The sequence below is a fragment of the Puia dinghuensis genome (genome assembly GCF_014642875.1).
Classification (GTDB): Bacteria; Bacteroidota; Bacteroidia; order Chitinophagales; family Chitinophagaceae; genus Puia; species Puia dinghuensis.
Map to the genome: position 1 here is coordinate 21,324 of NZ_BMJC01000008.1, position 20,574 is coordinate 41,897.

The window sequence follows — 20,574 nt, forward strand, 5'->3', positions numbered from 1 at the left end:
AGGCCGCATCGCCGTCATTGCTTAAACTCCTGATTATGTTTAAAAACTATCTCACCATCGCCATCCGCAATCTGCGAAAGAACAAAGCGCATTCCTTTATCAACATCGCCGGACTATCGGTGGGCATGGCCGTTGCCCTGCTCATCGGCCTGTGGATCTATGACGAGATTTCCTATGATAAGTATCACGCCAACTACAACCGGATAGCCGGGGTGATGCAGCAGGTGACCATCAACGGCCGGGTACATACAGTCGGGGACATCCCGCTGCCACTGGATGCCGAACTGCGGAAGAGCTATGGAAAGGACTTCGAACATATCGTGATGACGGCTTTTACCGGGAACCATATCCTCACGGTGGGAGAGAAGAAGATCTCCTACGCAGGGAATTTTGTAGGCTCCGAAGGTCCGGACATGCTGTCGCTGCACATGCTGCGAGGCACCCGGAGTGGGCTCGTCGGACCCAGCGGCATGCTGATCTCCACGTCGGTGGCTAAGGCCTTGTTTGGCGACGAAGACCCGATGGACAAGGTCATCAGTCTCGACAACAAGGCTTCTTTCAAAGTGTCGGGAGTGTACGAAGACCTCCCCGACAACACCACCTTTCACGACATGGCCTTCATGGCGCCCTGGGATTTTTTTGTGGCGGCTTCCGCCGACTTCAACGGCAGGAACCCCACCGACTGGAACGATGCTTCCCTCTTTATGTATGTACAAGTGAGGGAGCACGCCGGCATGCAACGGCTTTCGGCGAAAATAAAGAACATGATCCTCGACCATGCGGGGCCGGGGCAGGTAAAGTTGAAACCACAGCTCTTCCTCCAACCGATGAGCAGATGGCATCTGTATTCGGAGTTTAAGGATGGCGTCAACACGGGCGGCGCGATCCGGTATGTGTGGCTGTTCGGCATCATCGGTGGCTTTGTGCTCCTGCTGGCCTGTATCAATTTTATGAACCTGAGCACGGCCCGCAGCGAGAAACGCGCAAAAGAGGTCGGCATCCGCAAGTCCATCGGCTCCTTGCGCGGCCAGCTCATCGGTCAGTTCTTCACCGAATCCATTTTCATGGCGACGCTGGCCTTTGCCTTTGCGCTGCTGCTGGTGTGGCTGAGCCTCCCTTTCTTCAACGAAGTGGCGGACAAAAAGATCCTTTTTCCCTGGAGCAATATCCTGTTTTGGGCACTCACCCTGGCGTTTGTGTTGTTTACGGGCGTCGTTGCCGGGAGCTATCCCGCCTTGTACTTGTCCGCCTTCCGGCCAGTGAAAGTGCTGAAAGGCAGGTTCAACGCCGGACGTTGGGCGGCGCTGCCACGGCAAGTGTTGGTGGTGTTGCAGTTTACGGTGTCCGTGGTGCTCATCATCGGGACGATGGTCGTCTTCAGGCAGATAGAGTTTGCCAAAGACCGGCCGGTGGGGTACACCCGGGATGGGCTGGTATATATCGAGACCTCCACCAGCGACCTGCACGATCATTTTTCCGCGTTTCGCGCCGACCTCCTGAAGTCAGGCGCCATCACCGAGGTCGCCGAATCCAATAGCCCGACCACGGGCGTCAACTACAACCGCGGCGACGTAACCTGGCCGGGCAAAGACCCATCGATGTCGGCTGACTTTGGTAACATCGCCGTCAGCACCGCATATGGTAAGACGGTAGGCTGGCAATTCACTGCCGGACGCGACTTCTCCCCCCAGCTGCGTACCGACTCGGCCGGATTGGTGTTGAACGAAGCCGCCGTAAAATATATGGGACTAAAAGACCCGGTGGGGCAGATCATCCGGGTTGGGAAATTTGATCTTACCGTAATCGGAGTAGTGAAGGATATGGTGATGGGGTCACCCTACGAACCGGTGAAACAAACGCTCTTCCGGCTTGGTCATGGCGCCTTCGACTATGTCGATGTCCGCATCAACCCGGCAGTAAGTACGCATGAGGCCATTCGAACCCTGGAGGCGGTGTGTAAGACCTATTCGCCGGCCGTGCCCTTTGCCTGCAAATTCGTGGATGAGGAATATGCAAGGAAATTCAGCAACGAACATCGGGTGGGCAGGCTTGCCGGTTTGTTTGCCGCGCTGGCGATTTTCATCAGTTGTCTCGGGTTGTTTGGGATGGCATCGTTTATGGCTGAGCAACGGGTAAAAGAGATCGGCATCCGGAAAGTGATGGGAGCATCGGTCGTCAATCTGTGGGCGTTGCTGAGCAAAGATTTCCTTTTGATGGTCGCCATTTCGATCGTGATAGCGCTGCCGCTGGGCTATAATTTCATGGGCAATTGGCTGATGCACTATCCTTACCACGCTACAATGCCATGGTGGGTATTTGCGTGGGCGGCGGCCGGCGCGTTGCTGATCACACTCCTGACTGTGAGTTACCAGGGCATCAAGGCCGCGATGATGAACCCCGTGCGAGCTCTGCGCACCGAATAGCAACTATATAGGTCATCCTGCCAGCAAAGCCGGAAACTTGATCTTTCCTCTCGCTTGTTGTATCTTTCTCTTATGACAAGATACATATTTGTACTTTTTATGTCTCTGGTGACCATCCGTGTGTGGGGGCAACCGGAATTTCACGATACCCTCTCCATTGCTATCGAAAGGCTTAAAGCGGAAAAGATGGATACAGTTGTTCAGTTCGATCTCCCAGGTTATGGCTTATTAAGAAGCGATACGTTAATCGGCATCGGCGAAGTAACAATGTTCCAGGTACATTATCTTGTCTATTGGCGGAAAGGCGCCACCTTTAGTCAAAAATTCGTAGAGTATTGTACAAAAGACTGTGAAAATTTAGTCTTTGCAGTCTCTTTGCCTCTGGAAATAAAGGAAGACACACTAATCCCATGGTTTCGCACCCATATAGACACCATTTTAAAAGAAGATATCTACCCTTATATATACCTGCAACGATACAAAGGAGTCGACCATTACGATGTCTTTCGACCGTCACACACTCCCACTTACTATATCCGGATTTGCACAGTAACCGAAGACATAGGCAAAACTGTTGATGATAACGACCTGCAAAAGGAAGTCAGGAATTTTCCCGAAAATCTCAACTACGAAACCAACCGTCGAACCAGCCTCAGCATCTTGTACCATAAATTGGATGAGTTTTTTTCCATTCTGGATAAAAGGTTTCGGTTTTAGCTAACCGGGTTTGGGACGGTGAGCACTGGGAGGCACGCCACAAAAAAGCCGCCCCGGGAACGGGGCGGCCAAATTATCAAAAAACACAAAACGGACTATTTCTTAAAGTCATTGATCCCATAGTAGTAGACTTCGTCGCTGCCAGGGTAAACCCCTTCTATCTGGAAATTACTTCCTTGCTTGCTCAGCGCATCTTTAAGTTCGGCTACGGAATGTACCGCGATGTCGCCAATCTTAGTGATAACGAAGCCGGGTCGCATGTTGGTCTGGTTGCTGAGAACACCGTTGTGGATGTTGTTCACCACCACACCGCCGCTGATACCCAACTTTGCAGCGTCTTCCTTGCTGAGATCGGAGAAATCACCGCCCAGGGATTCGACGGCTGCATTATTCATACTGGCAAAAGTGCCAGGTTTGTTCTTTAATGTGGCTTCAGCTTCGTGCTGTTCGCCGCCACGGACATAGGTGATCTTCACCTTGTCACCAGGTTTCTGGCGGGCGATAAGCTCGGCCAGGCGGGAATCGGTATTCACGTCCTCACCGTTCACCTTGGTGATCACATCGCCTTTCTTAAGACCGGCTTCACCAGCAGCCCCTTTCGGGTCTACGTCAAGAACAAATACGCCTTCAGCATCGCTGGTGATACCCAGTTCTTTCTTCTTCGCATCATCCAGCCCTTCGGGCGTCATGCTGATACCCAGGTAACCTCTTTGAACCGAACCATATTTCATGATATCGCCGATCACCTTCTTCATCAGATTGGAAGGAATGGCATAGGCGTAGCCGGCAAAGGCGCCGGTAGGCGAAGCGATAGCCGAGTTGATCGCGATCAGCTCACCATTGGTGTTCACCAGTGCGCCTCCACTGCTACCCGGGTTGACGGCGGCATCCGTCTGGATAAAGGACTCGACGGGCGCGCTGGCCTGGGTGTTGATGCCGATGTTACGCGACTTTGCGCTTACGATACCCTGCGTGACGGTGACATCCAGATTCAGCGGATAACCGATGGCCAATACCCACTGACCGAGTTTGACATCGTCGGAATTACCAATGGACATAACGGGCAGGTCTTTACCATCGATCTTTATCAGCGCCAGATCGGTATTCGGGTCCGTGCCGATGACCTTAGCGGTATAGTTACGGCGATTGTTCAGCGTCACCGTAATGGCCGTTGCACCGTTGACTACGTGGTTGTTGGTGACGATGTAACCATCACTGCTGATGATCACGCCCGATCCGGAGGCCTTTTGATCAGGCTGGGGCATGACTCTACCCTGGCCTTCTCCAAAGAACCGGCGGAAGAAGTCATCATCAAACCCCCCAAAGGGGTCGATATCCTGCCCCTGACGGCCGGACACTTCCTTGAACTTCATGGTCGTCTTAATGTGCACCACGGAGGGTACGGCGGCCGCTGCGGCTTTCTCGAAATCTACGGGTTGTACGGCGGGTCCGGCGGTATATGCAGTTTTGACAACGGGAGCTTTTGGCTCGTCCAATACGCTGTTTGATGGCGTCTTCCCGTTGGCGAATAGTAAATAGCTCCCGATGACTGCAGCTGCACCGAGAAGTATTGCCTTGTTTTTTGTTTTCATGTTCATGATGTCTTGCTTTTTAGAAATACTAACACCTTCGTAGATGGATCGTTTTGCGATCGGTGTTAAAGTATATCTAAAGCACCCGGCTCAAGGCTCCGGCCTCTCTCTGAACACGCGGATCTCAACCCGCATATTCTGCTCGCTTTCGCCGCGCGTAGTGGGATGCGCCTGACGCGGATTGGTATTACCCTTTCCTTTATAAGAGAGCTTACCGGGATCAAATCCCCGTTCGATGAGATAGTCGTAGATAAACTTCGCCCTTTGCACCGACAGTTTGTAGAGCGGATCGGTGACGGGCAGGGGCGGACCGGGGGAGTTGCAATAACCATCCACTTCGAGATACCGATCGCGCAGCGGGAAAAGATTGGTAATATACCGTGGGAGGGAGAGCAGGGCCTCATCGGTGAGGTTCGCGGTATTCGCATAAAAGCGAATGTCTTCGAGTTGGATGACGGTGTCGGGCTCCGGTGCGATGCGTGCAGTGTCCGTCCGGACGGCAACCGGTGGCGGCGCCGGATGATGCCAGAAGACGAGGATGACCCTTCTGCTGGCGCTGTCGTCACCCGGGAAAGGGTCGGTTTCACCCCGGCCTTCGATGCGCACAGCCAGGGATGGAGGGGGACTCAGGTATTGCCGGAGTAATGCGGCCGCCGACATGGCCCGACGAAGCGAAAGCCGGTCGTTGTATGCCAGGGTACCGACGGTATCGGTGTAGCCCGCGATGAGCAGGGAGTCGATGTCCCCGGTCGCCTCGCCGGCAGACACGAGAATGCGCTCGCGAACAAAAGATCCAAACGCCTGCGTATCCGCCGGTCTTATCTCGCTACGGTCGAAAGCAAAATGAAAGGTGATGGTATCGGCTTTTGCCGCCTGCGCAAAGAGGCCTCTGGCGATAATCGTCGATAGGAGAAAGAGAAGCCCCCGCGGCACACGAAAAGGGATGGCAAGCATACCCACAAGATAATAAAAAAAGAGGTGGGCTGCATCGGTCCCGGGGACGGGACCTCCCGTCCCCGGGCACCGGGTTTAGGACAGATATGTACTAACGGCAATAGCCATAGTAGTGATGATGATAGGGCCGTTCAACAACGACGCAAGAACTAAAAGCGGCAGCGATGACGAGACCTATCAGCAGGAGTTTTACATTAAGCGTTTTCATGATCGTAAATTTTTAAGTTTCATAAGTAGGAGGGAATGCGGCCAAAGTAGTTTAAGCCGCCCGCCGGCCGGTTAACGACTGGATAACTTAAAGAATGCCTAACAAAATGATCTTCAAGGCGCCTCAATAATTTTTGCGTGCAGCATCAGTTTCCGTAATTTGTCGGAAGTATACCAATTCTACTGCATATGAAGCATCCCTTTCAACTGACCATCCTACTCTCCGGCCTCATTAGCCTCACCTCACCGGTCTTCGCCCAACGGCCCGCCGCCACCATCGAATCCGTCACCCACGACGCAAAAAAATACGCCGGCTTTTACAACTTCTATTACGAAGAAAAGACAGGCAGGATCCTCATCGAACTCGATCGCTTCAACCAGGAATTCCTCTATTTCTGCTCCCTCCCCGAAGGCATCGGCAACGGAGGTGCGGAACGGGGACAAGCCTCGGGGGTCATCGCCAAATTCATAAAGGTAGGTCCCAAGGTCTTCCTGCTCCAGCCCAACTATGGTCAACGGTCGGTGCATGGCGATGCAGATGAAAAGAAAGCTGTGGAAGACGGCTTCTCGCAGTCCATCCTCTTTGGCTTCTCACCTGTGGCGACGGAAGATGACAAGGTATTGATCGATGCAACACCCCTCATCGTCAGGGATGCCCTGCACATCGGGGAGACCATCGGCTCCGGGGCCGGCAATCCGGGCAGCGCCTTCTCGGCCGCGGCAAACGCACCCGGTCGCGCAGGCGCGGGGGCAGGCGGTGGCTACCGGCTGGATGAATCGCGCAGCGCCGTATTTATAGACAACACCAAAAACTTTCCTAAGAATACCGAATTTGAAGCACTGGTCACCTTCACCGGTGGCAGCAGCGGCGGTGGCTTCTTCCGGCGTGGTGGCAGCGTGGCGCCAGACCCTACGGCAGTGACGGTTCGTATCCACCAGGCCTTTGTACAGTTGCCGGACAGCGGCTATGTCCCGCGGAAATTCGATCCCCGCAGCGGCTTCAACTCCTTTAGCTATGAGGATTTCTCCGCGCCGATGAGCGAGCCATTGGTCAGACGCTTCATCCAACGCCACCGGCTTATAAAGAAAGAGCCCAACGCAGCCGTGAGCGAACCTGTAGAACCCATCGTCTATTATGTCGATCGGGGCGCACCGGCCATCATCAAGAAAGCGCTTATCGAAGGGGGTAGCTGGTGGAACCAGGCTTTCGAAGCGGCGGGTTTTAAAAACGCCTTCCAGGTAAAAGAGCTGCCGGCAGGCGCTGACCCCATGGATATCCGGTATAACATGGTCAACTGGCTGACGCGCACCGGTAACCCGCAAAGGGCTTTCTCGTACGGGTCTTCCTACGTCGATCCGCGAACGGGTGAGATCATAAAAGGAGTAGTAACACTCGGCTCCGACCGCCACCGGCAGGACTATCTCATTGCCGAAGGGCTGTTGCAGCCATATGAGGACGGCAGGCCTGTATCTAAGAAAATGGAAGAAATGGCGCTGGCACGCATCCGGCAGCTATCCGCTCACGAGATAGGGCATACACTGGGACTGACGCATAACTTTATGGCCAGCGTCAAAGACCGGGCATCGGTGATGGACTATCCATTCCCGCGCTTCAACCTCAAGGCAGATGGAACCATCGATCTCTCCGAAGCGTACGCCACCGGCATCGGCGGCTGGGACAAGCGCGTCATCATTTGGGGCTATTCGGATTTTCCGAAGGCAACGGATGAAGATGCAGCCCTCGACAAGATTATGAAGGAGACCCTGAAGGAAGGTTACCAGTATATCCCGGACATCGGCGGGATGACGCATCCCTTGTCCAATCAATGGGATGACGGCGTCAACCCCATCGATCAGCTGAATAAGCTGATGACCGTTCGCCGTCATCTTCTCGACAACTTCTCCGAAAAGGCGATACCAAAGGCTGCTCCCATGGCTACGCTGGAAGAGGTGCTGGTGCCCATCTATCTGTTACAGCGATACCAGGTGGAGGCCGCGGCCAAGTCGCTGGGCGGACTTTATTTCACCCATGCGGTGAAAAATGATGGTGAGCTGCCAACAAAGATGGTGGACCCGGCCGAACAATGGCGGGCATTCGACGCGCTGATGAATACCATCACCCCCGATGCGCTGGCCCTGCCGGACGATCTCATCAGCAAGATACCCCCGAGACCGACGGGCTATCCATCGTCGGTTGAGATTTTCGAACGGCATACCGGTCCTACCTTCGACCCCATCGCCGCCGCGGAAGCGGCTGCAAACAACACGCTTTCCTATCTCCTCAATGGCGAACGGGCAGCGAGGTTGATCGAATACCAGTCCCGCGATGAACATCAGCCCGGTCTGCTCGCCGTGCTGAATAAATTGATCGATAACACCTGGAAGACGCCATTGCAGCCAGGCTATAAGGGAGAATTACAGATCGTTGTCGATAACCTTACACTAAAACACCTCTTTGCGCTGGCCGCTGATACAAAGAATGCGGAGAATGTCCGGGGCGAGGCCCTGTTGACCCTCACCGATCTTTCACAATGGATAGGCATGCAACTGCCCAATGCCGATCCCCGCTGGAAGTCCGCCCTGTATTTTGCCTTGACGGAGATAGGAGAGTTTAACAAGACTCCGGAGAAGTTCATCCTGCCACAAGCGACGGAGATGCCACCCGGTGCGCCCATCGGGATGCCCGACAACGAATTTGAATTCTAATACACTTCCCATGCGCAACTTTCTTGGCCTTAGCCTTAACCTTATTCTAGTGCTCACCTTCTCGGCAGCAAAGTCCCAATCCTATTTTCTCTTTGTCGGCACCTACACCAACACCGGCAATCTCAACGGCGCAACAACATTGGACTCCACCGGCAGCAAAGGCATCTATGTATACCGGTTCGATGCGGCTACCGGCGAGGCTACCCCGATAAGCCATACCGAAAGCGTTTGCAATCCTTCTTATCTGGCTATCGCACCCGATGGGGCTCACCTCTATGCTTGTACAGAGTCCCGCATGCTGGACAAAGGCAGTGTCAGCGCTTTTCGCTTCGATCGCAACAGCGGGCAACTACAGTTTATTAATAAAGTATCCAGTGGGGGCGACAACCCCGCCTATGTGTCGGTGAACCATAGCGGCAACTGGGTCGTGGTGGCCAATTACACCGGTGGAAGCCTGTCGGTATTTCCCGTCCGCGCGGATGGCGGGCTATGGACGTTTATAGAGGATATCCAACATTTTGGTCATGGCATAAACCCTGCTCGCCAGGAGAAAGCGCATGTGCATTCGGCGCTGTTCTCCCCCGACTCCGGCCAGCACTATCTTTATGTGCAAGACCTGGGGCTTGACAAGATCATGATCGAACCTTTCGATGAAACCGCACTGGCGCCGGTCGGCCACGGCGGACTGCCGGTGGCCGTCAGGACTACCCGGCCGCTGCTACCCGTCCAGGACACCGCCGAACAAAAGCCGGCGATGATGTTATCGACCACGCCGGGCAGCGGTCCACGCCACCTGGTCTTTCACCCCAACGGGAAGTTTGCCTATCTGGTAGAGGAATTGGGCGGATCTGTGGATGTATACCGGTTCCAGCCCGCGACAGGGCGCCTCGACTCCCTGCAACGCATTGCGGCCCATCCCGGGGATGCAAAAGGCCCCTTCCGCAGCGCGGACATCCACGTCTCACCCGATGGCCGCTTTCTTTATACCAGCAATAGGGCGGAGACCACCATCGCCATCTTTTCCATCGACCCCGCGACGGGGCTCTTAAAGGCGGTGGGCTATGTGCCTACCATGGGGACCGAACCGCGGAATTTCACCCTTGACCCCACCGGAAAATGGCTGCTGGTGGCCAATCAGGATAGTAATTCGATCGTTGTTTTCCGCGTCAACTCCAAGACCGGGATGATCAAACCGACAGGGCTTACGCTCTCTGTCCCGGCGCCCACCTGCCTAATTTATTTGATCAAAAAATAAGTAGTTACACTTATTTTTTATACATATTCCTAGATATTTTTTACTTTGGAACGTCTTTTAGTTGTTAACAGGTGCGGTTTTTGCCAACCACCGCCCCCACTGCTTACCCCTGCGGCCCAGCTAACCATTTTTTTATGACTTTATCCAAACTGATCGTGAATGCCGACGACCTTGGCATTGGCGTCGCCGTCAACCGGGCCATTTTTGAGAGTATTGAGAGCGGTCTCGTAACCAGCGCTTCGATAATGGCGAATATGCCGGGGTTCGAAGATGCCGTCGCCCGCCTGCGCCAACACCCGCATCTCCAGGGCAAAATAGGGATGCATCTCAATCTTACCGAAGGCCACCCCTTGTCGCAGCCCATCCTGGATTGCCCCGTTTTTTGCGACGACAGTGGTTGTTTTGCTCCCTATCGCAACGGCCGGCGTTATTTGTTCAGCCTTAGCCGCGGGGAAAAAGCCGCGGTCTATGAAGAAATGAAGACCCAATTGCAGCGGGTGCTTGCGGCCGGGATCAAGCCGGCCCATCTGGATTCGCATCATCATTTCCATACACAATGGGCGATAGCGCCGCTGGTGTGTCGGTTGGGCCGGGAATACGCAATTCCCCGAATCCGGCTTGCCCGCAACATTGGGGAGACACGCGTCCTTTTAAAGCGGCTCTATAAGGCGATGTTCAACCGCTGGCGATTGGGCAACCGGCACGAATTTCACAACACGGACTATTTTGGCGACATAGAAGACATGCAGATTTTTGTCCGGCGTGAGGCAATGAAGAGGAATGGGGGAATGGAAAAGCGTGGCCGCATGGAAGGCAAAAGTGTGGAGGTGATGGTACATCCGCTTTATGATAAAGCAGGCAGGCTCGTCGATCTCGATGGCCGCGAACTGCTGAATCGACTCACGGCGATGGGCGTCTAACAAATTTTTAGTATATTTCCGTACAATCACCGGCTGATCGGGCAGCCCTCCTATGGCTGATCGACAAGCCCGCTTACCGACATGAAAACCTTACTTGGGAACAAACTGATCAATGCCATCGCGATCGCCATCGTGGCGGTGTTCATCATTGTTTTGTTATCCATCTGGCAAAACCAGCGGATACAGGATACAGGGGAAGGTATCCGCCACACCAATGCGGTGCTTAGCCAGTCCCAGGAGGTGCAACGTGCCGCGATGGAATTCCAGCTGAATGTCAAGAACTTCCTGCTCACCGGCGATAGCAGCTTCCTCGACACGGCGGGGCATACGGCCGCCCTTCTTCCTCAAAAGATAGATAGCCTGCGCGATCTCATTGCCGGCGATTCAGGTCAGCGCCCGCTGCTCGACTCGCTGCAATACTATGTAAGCCGCAGTCACGTAGTGCTGGAAAGGGCGATGCGGATGAGCCGGGCGGGGGATTTCGAGAACGTCTCCGCCCTCATCGGCGACGAAGCCCGGTACGGCTATTCCCACCGGATACAGGCGATGATCGACCAGCTGGAAACGGGGCAGGGCCGGCTGCTGGAGGCACGGCGTATCGCCAACCGGCGGAGAGTAACGGCATTGCAGGTGGCATTATGGGCCCTCATCGCCGGCGTCGTGGTTTTAGCCCTTTTCATCCTTCGTAAAATACGGGCTGATCGCCATAAGGATAGGCGGGCGCGGGAACAGCTCCGCCGCCTCAACCGGCAATTGGAAAAGAAAGTAGAGGTACAGAGCACCAACCTGCGGTCGTCGGAAAACAAGTACAAGACCCTTTTTGACAAGAGCCCCCTGCCAAAATGGATCTATGATGATCATACCATGCGCTTCCTGGAGGTGAACGATACGGCCATCCGCGACTACGGGTACAGCCGGGATGAATTCCTCTCCATGACCATTGCGGACATCCGCCCACCCGAAGACGTCGCAGCGCTGGTGGATGACGTCAACAATGTCCGGGGCAAGCCCGACGCTTTTCGTAACAGCCAGTGGCGCCATATCAAGAAGAATGGGGAGATCATCGACGTGGACGTCACCGCCCACGCCATCGAATTCGAAGGCCGGAAGGCGCGGATGGTAGTGGTGAAGGATATCACCGACCGGCGGAAGTACGAACTGCAGTTGCAACGGCTCAACATCGACCTGGCCAAACGCGCCGCCGAACTGGCTACCTCCAACGCCGAATTAGAGCGGTTTGCCTACATCGCCTCCCACGACCTGCAGGAGCCCCTCCGCATGGTGAGCAGCTTCCTGCAGCTGCTGCAAAAAAAATACTACGGTAAGCTGGACAGCAAGGCCGATCAGTACATCCATTATGCCGTAGACGGGGCCGAGCGGATGAAGGCCCTCATCATGGACCTCCTCGAATATTCACGCGTGGGTACGGGCCAGGAAAGCTTTGGCGCCGTAGACACTGCCGTCGTGATGGAGGAAGTAGGCAATATCTTTCGCGAGAAGATCATCGGCGTGCGGGCAGAGGTGGACATCGGCCCCCTGCCTGTTGTCTTTGGCGACAAGGTTCAGGTGACCCAGCTTTTTCAGAACCTGTTGAGCAACGCGCTGAAATACCATTCGGACCAGCCACCGATGATCCGCATCCGGGCAAAGGAGCAGCTGGCATCCTGGCTGTTCTCCGTGGAAGACAACGGCATCGGCATCGATTCGCAATTCTTCGAAAAGATCTTTATCATCTTTCAACGGCTTCACAACAAAAACGACTATTCGGGGACGGGCATCGGCCTGGCCATCTGTAAGAAAATAGTCGAACGGCATGGCGGGAAGATCTGGGTCGAGTCGGCGCCGAAAGAAGGAAGCACATTTTATTTCACGATCCATAAAAAGGGGAAAACCTGATTCAAAGCTTATGCAACACGCGATTCACATCTTACTGGTAGACGACAATGAAGGAGATATCCTGTTAACAAAAGAAGCCCTTGATGACGCCCGCATTATCAACAAGATCTCCATTGCCTATGATGGTATAGAGGCTGTGCGTTTTCTCCGCAAGCAGGCGCGTACCGCCAATATGCCCGATCTTATCTTACTGGACATCAACCTGCCCAAGATGGACGGTACCGAGGTGCTGGGGATCATCAAGAACGATCCTGAATTGAAACGTATCCCCGTGATCATGCTCACCACATCTTCTGCCGAAAAAGACATCCTCGCGTCCTATAACAATTACGCCAATTGTTATATCACAAAGCCGGTGGACCTCGACCGCTTTATGGACGTGGTGCGGACGATCGAGGATTTCTGGATCAGTATTGTAAAACTTCCAAAAACAGTACAGTAGATGGACGGCGACATTCAACCCATACGTATCCTGGTTGTCGAAGACAATCCGGGTGACCTTTTCCTTTTCAAGGAATTCCTGCAAATCACCAACCTGCCCGTCGCTGAAATAAGACATGCCGCCAGCCTGGCGGAAGCAAAACTGTTGCTCGCCATTCATGACAGTAACCTTGTCTTTCTCGATCTGTCCCTGCCCGATAGCTACGGGCTCGATTCCTATACCCAGTTGCAGCCCATGACGCAGCGCGCCGCCGTGATCCTGCTGACGGGGCTCACCGACACCAAGACCGCCTTACAGGCCCTGGTGATGGGCGCCCAGGACTATCTCGTCAAAGGCGACTTCGATGAGAAACTGCTCAGCCGCGCTATCCGCTATAGCCTCGAGCGTATCCGCAGCCTGCAATACCTCCGCGAGAGTGAAGAACGTTACCGCGAACTCTTCAACAACAACCCGATGCCGATGTGGGTATTCGACGCAAGATCGTTCCGTTTCCTCGAAGCCAATGAGGCGGCCGTCCAGCATTATGGCTATACCCAGGAAGAGTTTTTCAGCCGCACGCTTGCCGACATCCAGCTCAATGGTGACGCCCAACACCTGCTCGAAGAAGTAGAGGCCGTCCGCCACAGCCGCGAGGGTATCAAAAAGGGCATCCTCCAACATAGGAAGAAGAACGGAGAATTGATCTTTGTGGACATCGCCTGGCACAGCATCAGTTATAAGGACCAATTAGCCGTGCTGGTGCTGGCCAATGACGTCACCGAACGCATCCAGCTTGAGAACGAGCTCAACGAACAGCGGGTCACCCGCCAGAAGCAGATCACCGAGGCCGTCATCCTCGCGCAGGAGAAAGAGCGGACAGAGATAGGGAAGGAGCTGCACGATAATGTCAATCAGATTCTCGGCGCCAGCAATCTCTATATCAATACCGCGATGACCGACGATGAAATGCGGCAGGAGTTGCTCGAGCGCAGTACCGCATTGGTCAGCAAGGCGATCAACGAGATTCGGAAGATATCCAAATCTCTCATCACACCCGGCCTGCGGGAGATAGGCCTCATCGAATCAATCGAGGATGTCATCGACGATATGAAATTTGCCAAGGAAGACCTGGCCATCGAGCTCGACCTGCAGAATATCTCCGAAGAACAGATCGAAGACCGGCGAAAGCTCACCGTCTTCCGCATCATCCAGGAACAGTTGAACAACATCGTAAAACATGCCCGTGCGACGCGGGTGCTCATCCGCCTTTCAATGGAGGGCGATAACATCGTCGTGACGGTGGCCGACAACGGTGTTGGCTTCGACGTAAGCCGCCACCGCAAGGGCGTAGGGATCACCAACATCATCAGCCGAACGGAATTATTCAATGGAAAAGTAGAGATCCAGTCCCAGCCCGGCGAAGGCTGCACCCTAAGCGTAAGCCTCCCCACCTAAGGCCCGCCACCGTCCGCCGGGCCCCCAGCACCCGCATCACCCCCCTAAATCTTCCTCATCACCTTAATCAACTTTTTCGCAATCACCTCACACCCTTTATTCGAAGGATGCAACCCATCATACGTCATCTCGATGGCGTCCGGAGGATAGGGATACTCGTCCGTGGCCGGATTGAAAGGCACGTCGATAAAGTTCGGGTAGGGGAAGTCGCGATAAGCACCGGTAGCGGAGTCCTTCAGCCGTTTGAAATGCACCAGCCGCGTCACCGATAGCGCTTTTAAATGATACAGGTCCACTGTGCGGAGCCCTTCGTGCCTGCCAATGTCGAGAATCGCCTCCGCTACCTGCTCCAGCGTCTGCCCATCTTTCTCTTTATAGGAACCATAGGCATTGTTCGTGTGGTTATTGATAGAGACAAAGTCAGCGCGCGGCATTGGCGTGATAAGAATGATGGACGCATCCTTATTTAGGCTGCGGATCTTGTCCAGCAGCACTCGCATACATCCATAGACGGTGCTGTCACCCGTGGAATGTTCGTAGTCGGAGAAAGAACCGATCCGATGCCCATGCCACCAGTCATTGGTACCCAGGAACACCGTATACACATCACCCACCGGTATCCCCAACTTGTCGATCGATCGCGCAAAATTCTGCGTTGTCCAGCCGTTGCGCCCCTGGTTGAGATAGTGGATATAATCCAGCTTTGCCACGACATCAGTGAGATAGCCTTTTGTGAGTCGATTGCCCGTCTCGTCGGGGTGATCGTTGAGATAAGTAATACTGTCGCCGATGGCTACCCAAGTGAGCGGGCGGTGAATGAAGCTAGTTAGTGTAAGTATCACACTACACACGAAGAAAATGCAAAAACGTTTTATCATAGTTGGTTCTTTATCATTTTCAAATTTACCGATTGCAAAATTTTGTTTAGCAAACTTTTTTTCTACTTTTGTTTTAATACAAAGAGAGACCTGATTCATTCCTACATTAACCAGCCGGATTCCAATTTCCACACACATTTAATATCCTGTTGAGCTGCGGCAACTACCGGGCGAGCTCTCTATTTGTCATCAATTCGAATCGCGATATGTCAGTTACAGCCTATGTTGTGCCTTTACGAAATGTCGGCCTTGCCGATATCGCCATTGCCGGGGGCAAGAATGCATCCCTGGGTGAAATGATCACCCACCTCAGCGGGATGGGTATCCGCATTCCCGACGGTTTTGTGATTACGGTGAATGCCTACCGGGAATTTATCGAAGCGGGCCACCTGGAGGCGGAGATCAGGAGCCTCGTGAAAGAGATCGATTTCGATAAGGTGGAGTCGTTGAGACGGGCAGGCCTCCGTATCCGGCAATTGATCCGCAACTGTAAATTTCCGCCGGCGCTGAGTGCGTCCATCATCGAAGCATATTACGCGTTGTCTCGTCAATACGACCAGAACGAGACGGATGTGGCTGTGCGGTCGTCGGCGACGGCGGAAGACCTGCCGGATGCATCCTTTGCCGGTCAGCAGGAAACATATCTCAACGTACGGGGACCGGCCGCGCTGATGGATTCCGTCCGTAACTGTTTTGCTTCGCTCTTCACCGATCGGGCGATCAGCTACCGGGAAAATTTTCACTTCGACCATTTCGAAGTGGGGCTTTCGGTCTGCGTCCAGAAGATGGTGCGTAGCGATCTCGGGACGTCCGGCGTTGCATTCTCGTTAGACACAGAGACGGGTTTCAAAGATGTGGTCGTCATCAACGGCGGGTATGGCTTGGGCGAGATGATCGTCCAGGGTGCGGTGTCGCCCGACGAATTCATCGTTTTCAAGCCGGCGTTAAAGGCGGGCTTTGCCTCCATCATCGAAAAACGACTGGGCGTTAAGGATAAGTTGATGGTCTATGGAGACGACCCGGACGAACGCGTGAAGATCATCCCCGCCGATCGCCAGATGCAGCACCGCTTCTGCCTCGAAGAGCCGATGATCCTCCAACTGGCGGACTGGGTCTGCCGCATAGAAGAATATTATTCGAAGGTGAAAGGCCACTGGTGTCCTATGGATGTGGAATGGGCTGTAGATGGCCTTTCCGGGGAATTGTTTATTGTCCAGGCGCGGCCCGAGACCATTCACTCCCGTAAGAAAAACGGAACGCTGACAGAATATGTGCTGGGGGAGAAGATAAGACCGGCGGAGCCCCTGCTGAAAGGGATTGCCGTGGGAAGTAAGATCGCAACAGGAAAAGTCAAGATCATGCATTCGCTCGATCGGCGGCTCGAGGCAGGCCAGGAATTCCAGGAAGGGGATGTATTGGTGACGGACATGACCGACCCCGACTGGGAGCCCATTATGAAGAAGGCCGCGGCGATCATCACTAACAAGGGGGGGCGCACCTGTCATGCGGCTATTGTAGCCCGTGAGATGGGCGTTCCTGCCATAGTAGGCTGTGGCAATGCGACCGAGCTGCTGGCCGATGGGCAACTGGTGACGGCATCCTGTGCCGAGGGTGACGAAGGGTTCATCTATGAAGGCGCCCTCGACTTCAAGGTCGTGGAGACCGATCTGCACACGCTGCCCCGCATCGACACCCCGCTGATGTTGAACGTGGGGTCTCCGGCGATGGCCTTTCACTATGCTCATTTGCCGCACAGCGGAGTAGGCCTTGCACGCGAAGAGTTCATTATCAACAATTATATCGGTGTCCATCCCCTTGCCCTGTTGAAACACCGCGAACTCAAGGATAAGGAGCTGACGGAGGCAATAAAAAAGAAGATGGCAGGGTTCGACCAGGAAGAAGAATTCTTCATCCGCAAGCTGTCCTATGGCATCGCCCGGATTGCCGCGGCCTTTTATCCGCAGAAGGTGATCGTCCGGTTCTCCGATTTCAAAAGCAATGAATACTATAATTTATTGGGTGGAAAATATTTCGAACCTTCCGAGGAAAATCCGATGATCGGCTGGCGTGGTGCTTCGCGGTATTATTCGCCTCAGTATAAGGAGGCTTTCGGGCTGGAGTGCCGGGCCATCCGGCGGGTGCGGGAAGAAATGGGACTCGACAATGTGGTCGTGATGATCCCCTTCTGCCGGACGGTGGGCGAGCTGCTGAAGGTGAAGATGGTAATGGCGGAGTACGGCCTCGTGCGCGGCCGCGAGACGGGGAGCGATAAAGGCCTCGAACTCTTCCTCATGGCCGAGATCCCCTCCAACATCTTGCTTGCGCGGGAGTTCGCCCGGCATATCGACGGCTTTTCCATCGGGTCGAACGATCTGACACAGCTGACGCTGGGCCTCGATCGGGACTCGTCGCTGGTGGCGCACATCTATGACGAGCGCAACGAGGCAGTGAAGGCGCTGCTGCGGATGCTGATCCGAACGGCAAAGGAATGCGGCGTGAAGGTGGGCATCTGCGGGCAGGGGCCATCGGATTTCCCCGACTTCGCTCAATTTCTAGTGGAAGAAGGCATCGACAGCATTTCGGTGACCCCAGACTCGGTGATAAGGACGATAAAGGCAATAGCCGCGGTTGAACAGGTAGCCCATATGGAATAATTCCATTTTCGCATCCCCGCGGAAAACCTTCCGACTATGCTGAAGCACCACCTTCGCATCGCCTGGCGCAATATCCGCCACCACAAGCTCTATACGACCATACATGTGCTGGGCCTGTCTCTCGGCATCTGCGCATGTATGGTCATCTACCTCATCGCGCGGTTCGACCTCAGCTTCGACCGGTTTCATCCCGGCGCGGACCGCATCTACCGCATCGTCGGCGATTTTAGAGGAATGCGTGGCGGAACCAAATTTCTCAACAGCCCTATCCCGGAAGTGGCGGGCATAGAACACGATATCCCGGGATTCGAGGCGCAGGTGGGGTTTCATACGTTTGCTTTCTCCATCACCGTTCCGGCCCGGGGAGGCAAGGCGGAAGAACAGTTCAGCGGAAATCAGGACGGGAGCTATGCGTTGTCGACGATCTTGACCGGTCCCGCCTTTTTCGATCTCTTCCCCCATAAATGGCTGATAGGCAATCCGGCGGTGTTGAACGATCCCGACAAGGTCGTGCTGGCCGAGAGTGCGGCGCGGCGATACTTTGGTCCCGGCCCCCTGGATGCAATGCTCGGCCGGACGCTTATCTATGAAGATAGCCTGCCGGTAACGGTCGCGGGCATCGTCAAAGACTGGGGTAAACAATCCGACCTCAACTATACTTCTTTCATTTCCATCCGGACGGCGCCGTCCACCTGGGTGCGGGCCCAATTCCCTACCGATGACTGGCGAAGCATGTCACCGCACCAGTCACAGGCCTTTGTCCGATTGGCAAAAGGGGTGGACCCCGCCATCGTGAATGCCCGGCTGGCCGGCTATGCCCGAAAGACAAAGATCGTGTCCTTCCCCGGGGCAACTAACCTGCGGCTCTATCTGCAACCGCTGCTACAGATGCATTATACTGCCGATTTCCATCCCGGCGACACGGGCGACGATTTCCGCCGGGCGTACCTCCCCCTGCTGTATGCGCTGATGGGTGTTGCCGTTTTCATCCTGGTGCTGGCGATCATCAATTTTATCAACCTTTCCACAGCGCAATCCCTCCAACGCGTGAAAGAAGTAGGTATCCGCAAAGTGATGGGCAGCAGCCGGAAGGGCCTCATCGGGCAATTCCTGGTCGAGACCCTGCTGGTGACGCTGTTCGCAATCGTGCTATCGGTGGCGCTGGTGCGGCCGGCACTGGCGTTGTTTAGTCACTATATCCCTTACGGGGTGAAGTTTGATTTTCTGGATACCGGAAACCTGCTCTTCCTCCTGGCAACGACGCTCGTCGTGACCCTGGCTGCAGGGTTCTATCCCGCGCGATTGTTATCGTCCTATCTGCCGGTGCTCAGCCTCAAAGGCGCGCTCGATCGCCTGGGCACGGGTGGCGCCGGTCTGCGCAAGGCGCTCATCATTTTTCAATTTATGATGTCCCTGCTTTTTATCATCGCGTCCCTGGCCATTGGCAGACAGGTACGGTACATGCAGGAGGCGGACAAAGGTTTTACTAGTGACGCCATTCTTACCCTGGGCCACCGGCGGACAAAAGCCTGGCAGATGCAGCTGTTCGCTCAAAGGCTGAGAGCCACACCCGGAGTACAGGAGGCTATCCTGCAGGGCGGGCCGCCAATGCCGGGGCATGGAAATGGGTCTTTCGTCTATAAGGGCAGCATGCCTATAGAGATGGATGTCGCCATCCAATTGGGCGATGCCGCCTTTATCCCCTTTTATAAGATGCGGCTGCTGGCAGGGCGCAACCTGCTGCCGGGCGACAGCAGCAGAGAGGTGGTGATCAATGCAACCTATGCCCACGCCCTGGAGCTGACGCCGGCGGATGCAGTGGGCAAACTGGTCTACACTAACGATATCGCCTATACGGTGGTGGGCGTGGTAGCCGATTTTCACCAGGAGTCTTTCCGGGAGACCATCAAACCCATGATCATCCGCAACGATCCGCAAAATGAAAAAAGCATCGGGGTGCGGCTCGCAACCCTAAACAAATCAGGTGAAGACGCGAAGAGTTTCATCGCGGGAATCGAGCCGGAATGGAAGAAGCTGTTTCCAAAAATGCCGTTTTATTACAGCTTCCTCAATGAATCCATCGCCCGGTTGTACAATGAAGAGAACCGAACGGCGTGGCTGATGCAGGCGGCAACAGTGATCACCATCCTCATTTCCTGCATGGGGCTCTTCGGCCTGGCCTTGTTCTCCGTGGGCCGGCGCGCAAAAGAGATCGGCATCCGGAAAGTAATGGGTGCAACGGTGGGCGGTGTGGCCTTGCTGCTGAGCCGGGATTTTCTGTTGCTGGTGGTGGCTGCTATTGTCATCGCTTCGCCGATAGCCTGGTATTTCACCGATGGGTGGTTGCGTGATTTTGCCTACCGCAAGCCGATGGATGCATGGATCCTGGCGGAGGCCGGTTTTGGCGCCATCGGCCTTGCCCTGCTCACCGTAGGCTTCCAGGCGCTCCGCGCAGCCCGCGCCAATCCGGTAAAGGTCCTGCGCAGCGAATGAGCT

13 protein-coding genes are annotated in these 20,574 nt (G+C 54.7%); 10 read left to right on the forward strand and 3 right to left on the reverse strand.

What is annotated here, in order from left to right:
* The first annotated feature begins 35 nt into the window (after positions 1-35).
* Together IEY39_RS28095 and IEY39_RS28100 are read left to right on the forward strand one after the other, a co-directional pair.
* A complete protein-coding gene (locus tag IEY39_RS28095) occupies positions 36-2,423 on the forward strand; it encodes an ABC transporter permease (RefSeq protein ID WP_188937930.1) in 2,388 nt (795 codons plus the stop codon).
* A gap of 99 nt (positions 2,424-2,522) precedes the next feature.
* Positions 2,523-3,140, forward strand: a complete 618-nt coding sequence (locus IEY39_RS28100; RefSeq protein ID WP_188937932.1) for a hypothetical protein — start codon at positions 2,523-2,525, stop codon at positions 3,138-3,140.
* A 95-nt stretch (positions 3,141-3,235) separates the two neighbouring features.
* Here IEY39_RS28100 and IEY39_RS28105 read toward each other — a convergent pair whose 3' ends face one another.
* Both IEY39_RS28105 and IEY39_RS28110 read right to left on the reverse strand, forming a co-directional pair.
* Complete coding sequence (locus tag IEY39_RS28105; protein ID WP_188937934.1) at positions 3,236-4,738, reverse strand: trypsin-like peptidase domain-containing protein; 1,503 nt, start codon at positions 4,736-4,738, stop codon at positions 3,236-3,238.
* Between the two features lie 84 nt (positions 4,739-4,822).
* A complete protein-coding gene (locus tag IEY39_RS28110; protein ID WP_188937935.1) occupies positions 4,823-5,686 on the reverse strand; it encodes an OmpA family protein in 864 nt (287 codons plus the stop codon).
* A gap of 396 nt (positions 5,687-6,082) precedes the next feature.
* On the opposite strand from IEY39_RS28110, the gene IEY39_RS28115 reads away from it, so the two are divergent.
* The 6 genes from IEY39_RS28115 (at position 6,083) to IEY39_RS28140 (ending at position 14,546) form a co-directional block, all read left to right on the forward strand.
* The gene (locus IEY39_RS28115) at positions 6,083-8,599 is read left to right on the forward strand and encodes a zinc-dependent metalloprotease (protein ID WP_188937937.1); all 2,517 of its coding nucleotides are present in this window, start codon (positions 6,083-6,085) and stop codon (positions 8,597-8,599) included.
* Positions 8,600-8,609: 10 nt separating this feature from the next.
* Positions 8,610-9,854, forward strand: a complete 1,245-nt coding sequence (locus IEY39_RS28120; RefSeq protein ID WP_188937939.1) for a lactonase family protein — start codon at positions 8,610-8,612, stop codon at positions 9,852-9,854.
* A gap of 134 nt (positions 9,855-9,988) precedes the next feature.
* Positions 9,989-10,774 carry a carbohydrate deacetylase gene (locus IEY39_RS28125; RefSeq protein ID WP_188937940.1) on the forward strand — a complete coding sequence of 262 codons (786 nt, stop codon included), beginning with the start codon at positions 9,989-9,991 and terminating at the stop codon, positions 10,772-10,774.
* Between the two features lie 81 nt (positions 10,775-10,855).
* Positions 10,856-12,670 (forward strand): ATP-binding protein, encoded by a 1,815-nt coding sequence (locus IEY39_RS28130; RefSeq protein ID WP_188937942.1) that lies wholly within the window; start codon positions 10,856-10,858, stop codon positions 12,668-12,670.
* 10 nt (positions 12,671-12,680) lie between these two features.
* Entirely contained in the window at positions 12,681-13,112 is a 432-nt protein-coding gene (locus tag IEY39_RS28135; RefSeq protein ID WP_188937944.1) for a response regulator, read from the forward strand.
* Positions 13,113-14,546 (forward strand): PAS domain S-box protein, encoded by a 1,434-nt coding sequence (locus IEY39_RS28140; protein WP_188937946.1) that lies wholly within the window; start codon positions 13,113-13,115, stop codon positions 14,544-14,546.
* Positions 14,547-14,590: 44 nt separating this feature from the next.
* On the opposite strand, the gene IEY39_RS28145 is transcribed toward IEY39_RS28140, so the two are convergent.
* Positions 14,591-15,424: an SGNH/GDSL hydrolase family protein gene (locus IEY39_RS28145; RefSeq protein WP_188937948.1), complete on the reverse strand. Its 834-nt coding sequence runs from the start codon at positions 15,422-15,424 to the stop codon at positions 14,591-14,593.
* 206 nt (positions 15,425-15,630) lie between these two features.
* Here IEY39_RS28145 and ppsA point away from each other — a divergent pair, with 206 nt between their 5' ends.
* Both ppsA and IEY39_RS28155 read left to right on the forward strand, forming a co-directional pair.
* A complete protein-coding gene (gene ppsA, locus IEY39_RS28150; protein WP_188937950.1) occupies positions 15,631-18,078 on the forward strand; it encodes a phosphoenolpyruvate synthase in 2,448 nt (815 codons plus the stop codon).
* A 36-nt stretch (positions 18,079-18,114) separates the two neighbouring features.
* Entirely contained in the window at positions 18,115-20,571 is a 2,457-nt protein-coding gene (locus tag IEY39_RS28155; RefSeq protein ID WP_188937951.1) for an ABC transporter permease, read from the forward strand.
* Positions 20,572-20,574: the final 3 nt, after the last annotated feature.

Coding starts and splice junctions, on each gene's coding strand:
- IEY39_RS28095 (WP_188937930.1), top strand. CDS start 36: ATGTTTAAAAACTATCTCACCATCGCCATCCGCAATCTGCGAAAGAAC.
- IEY39_RS28100 (WP_188937932.1), top strand. CDS start 2,523: ATGTCTCTGGTGACCATCCGTGTGTGGGGGCAACCGGAATTTCACGAT.
- IEY39_RS28105 (WP_188937934.1), bottom strand. CDS start 4,738: ATGAACATGAAAACAAAAAACAAGGCAATACTTCTCGGTGCAGCTGCA.
- IEY39_RS28110 (WP_188937935.1), bottom strand. CDS start 5,686: ATGCTTGCCATCCCTTTTCGTGTGCCGCGGGGGCTTCTCTTTCTCCTA.
- IEY39_RS28115 (WP_188937937.1), top strand. CDS start 6,083: ATGAAGCATCCCTTTCAACTGACCATCCTACTCTCCGGCCTCATTAGC.
- IEY39_RS28120 (WP_188937939.1), top strand. CDS start 8,610: ATGCGCAACTTTCTTGGCCTTAGCCTTAACCTTATTCTAGTGCTCACC.
- IEY39_RS28125 (WP_188937940.1), top strand. CDS start 9,989: ATGACTTTATCCAAACTGATCGTGAATGCCGACGACCTTGGCATTGGC.
- IEY39_RS28130 (WP_188937942.1), top strand. CDS start 10,856: ATGAAAACCTTACTTGGGAACAAACTGATCAATGCCATCGCGATCGCC.
- IEY39_RS28135 (WP_188937944.1), top strand. CDS start 12,681: ATGCAACACGCGATTCACATCTTACTGGTAGACGACAATGAAGGAGAT.
- IEY39_RS28140 (WP_188937946.1), top strand. CDS start 13,113: ATGGACGGCGACATTCAACCCATACGTATCCTGGTTGTCGAAGACAAT.
- IEY39_RS28145 (WP_188937948.1), bottom strand. CDS start 15,424: ATGATAAAACGTTTTTGCATTTTCTTCGTGTGTAGTGTGATACTTACA.
- ppsA (WP_188937950.1), top strand. CDS start 15,631: ATGTCAGTTACAGCCTATGTTGTGCCTTTACGAAATGTCGGCCTTGCC.
- IEY39_RS28155 (WP_188937951.1), top strand. CDS start 18,115: ATGCTGAAGCACCACCTTCGCATCGCCTGGCGCAATATCCGCCACCAC.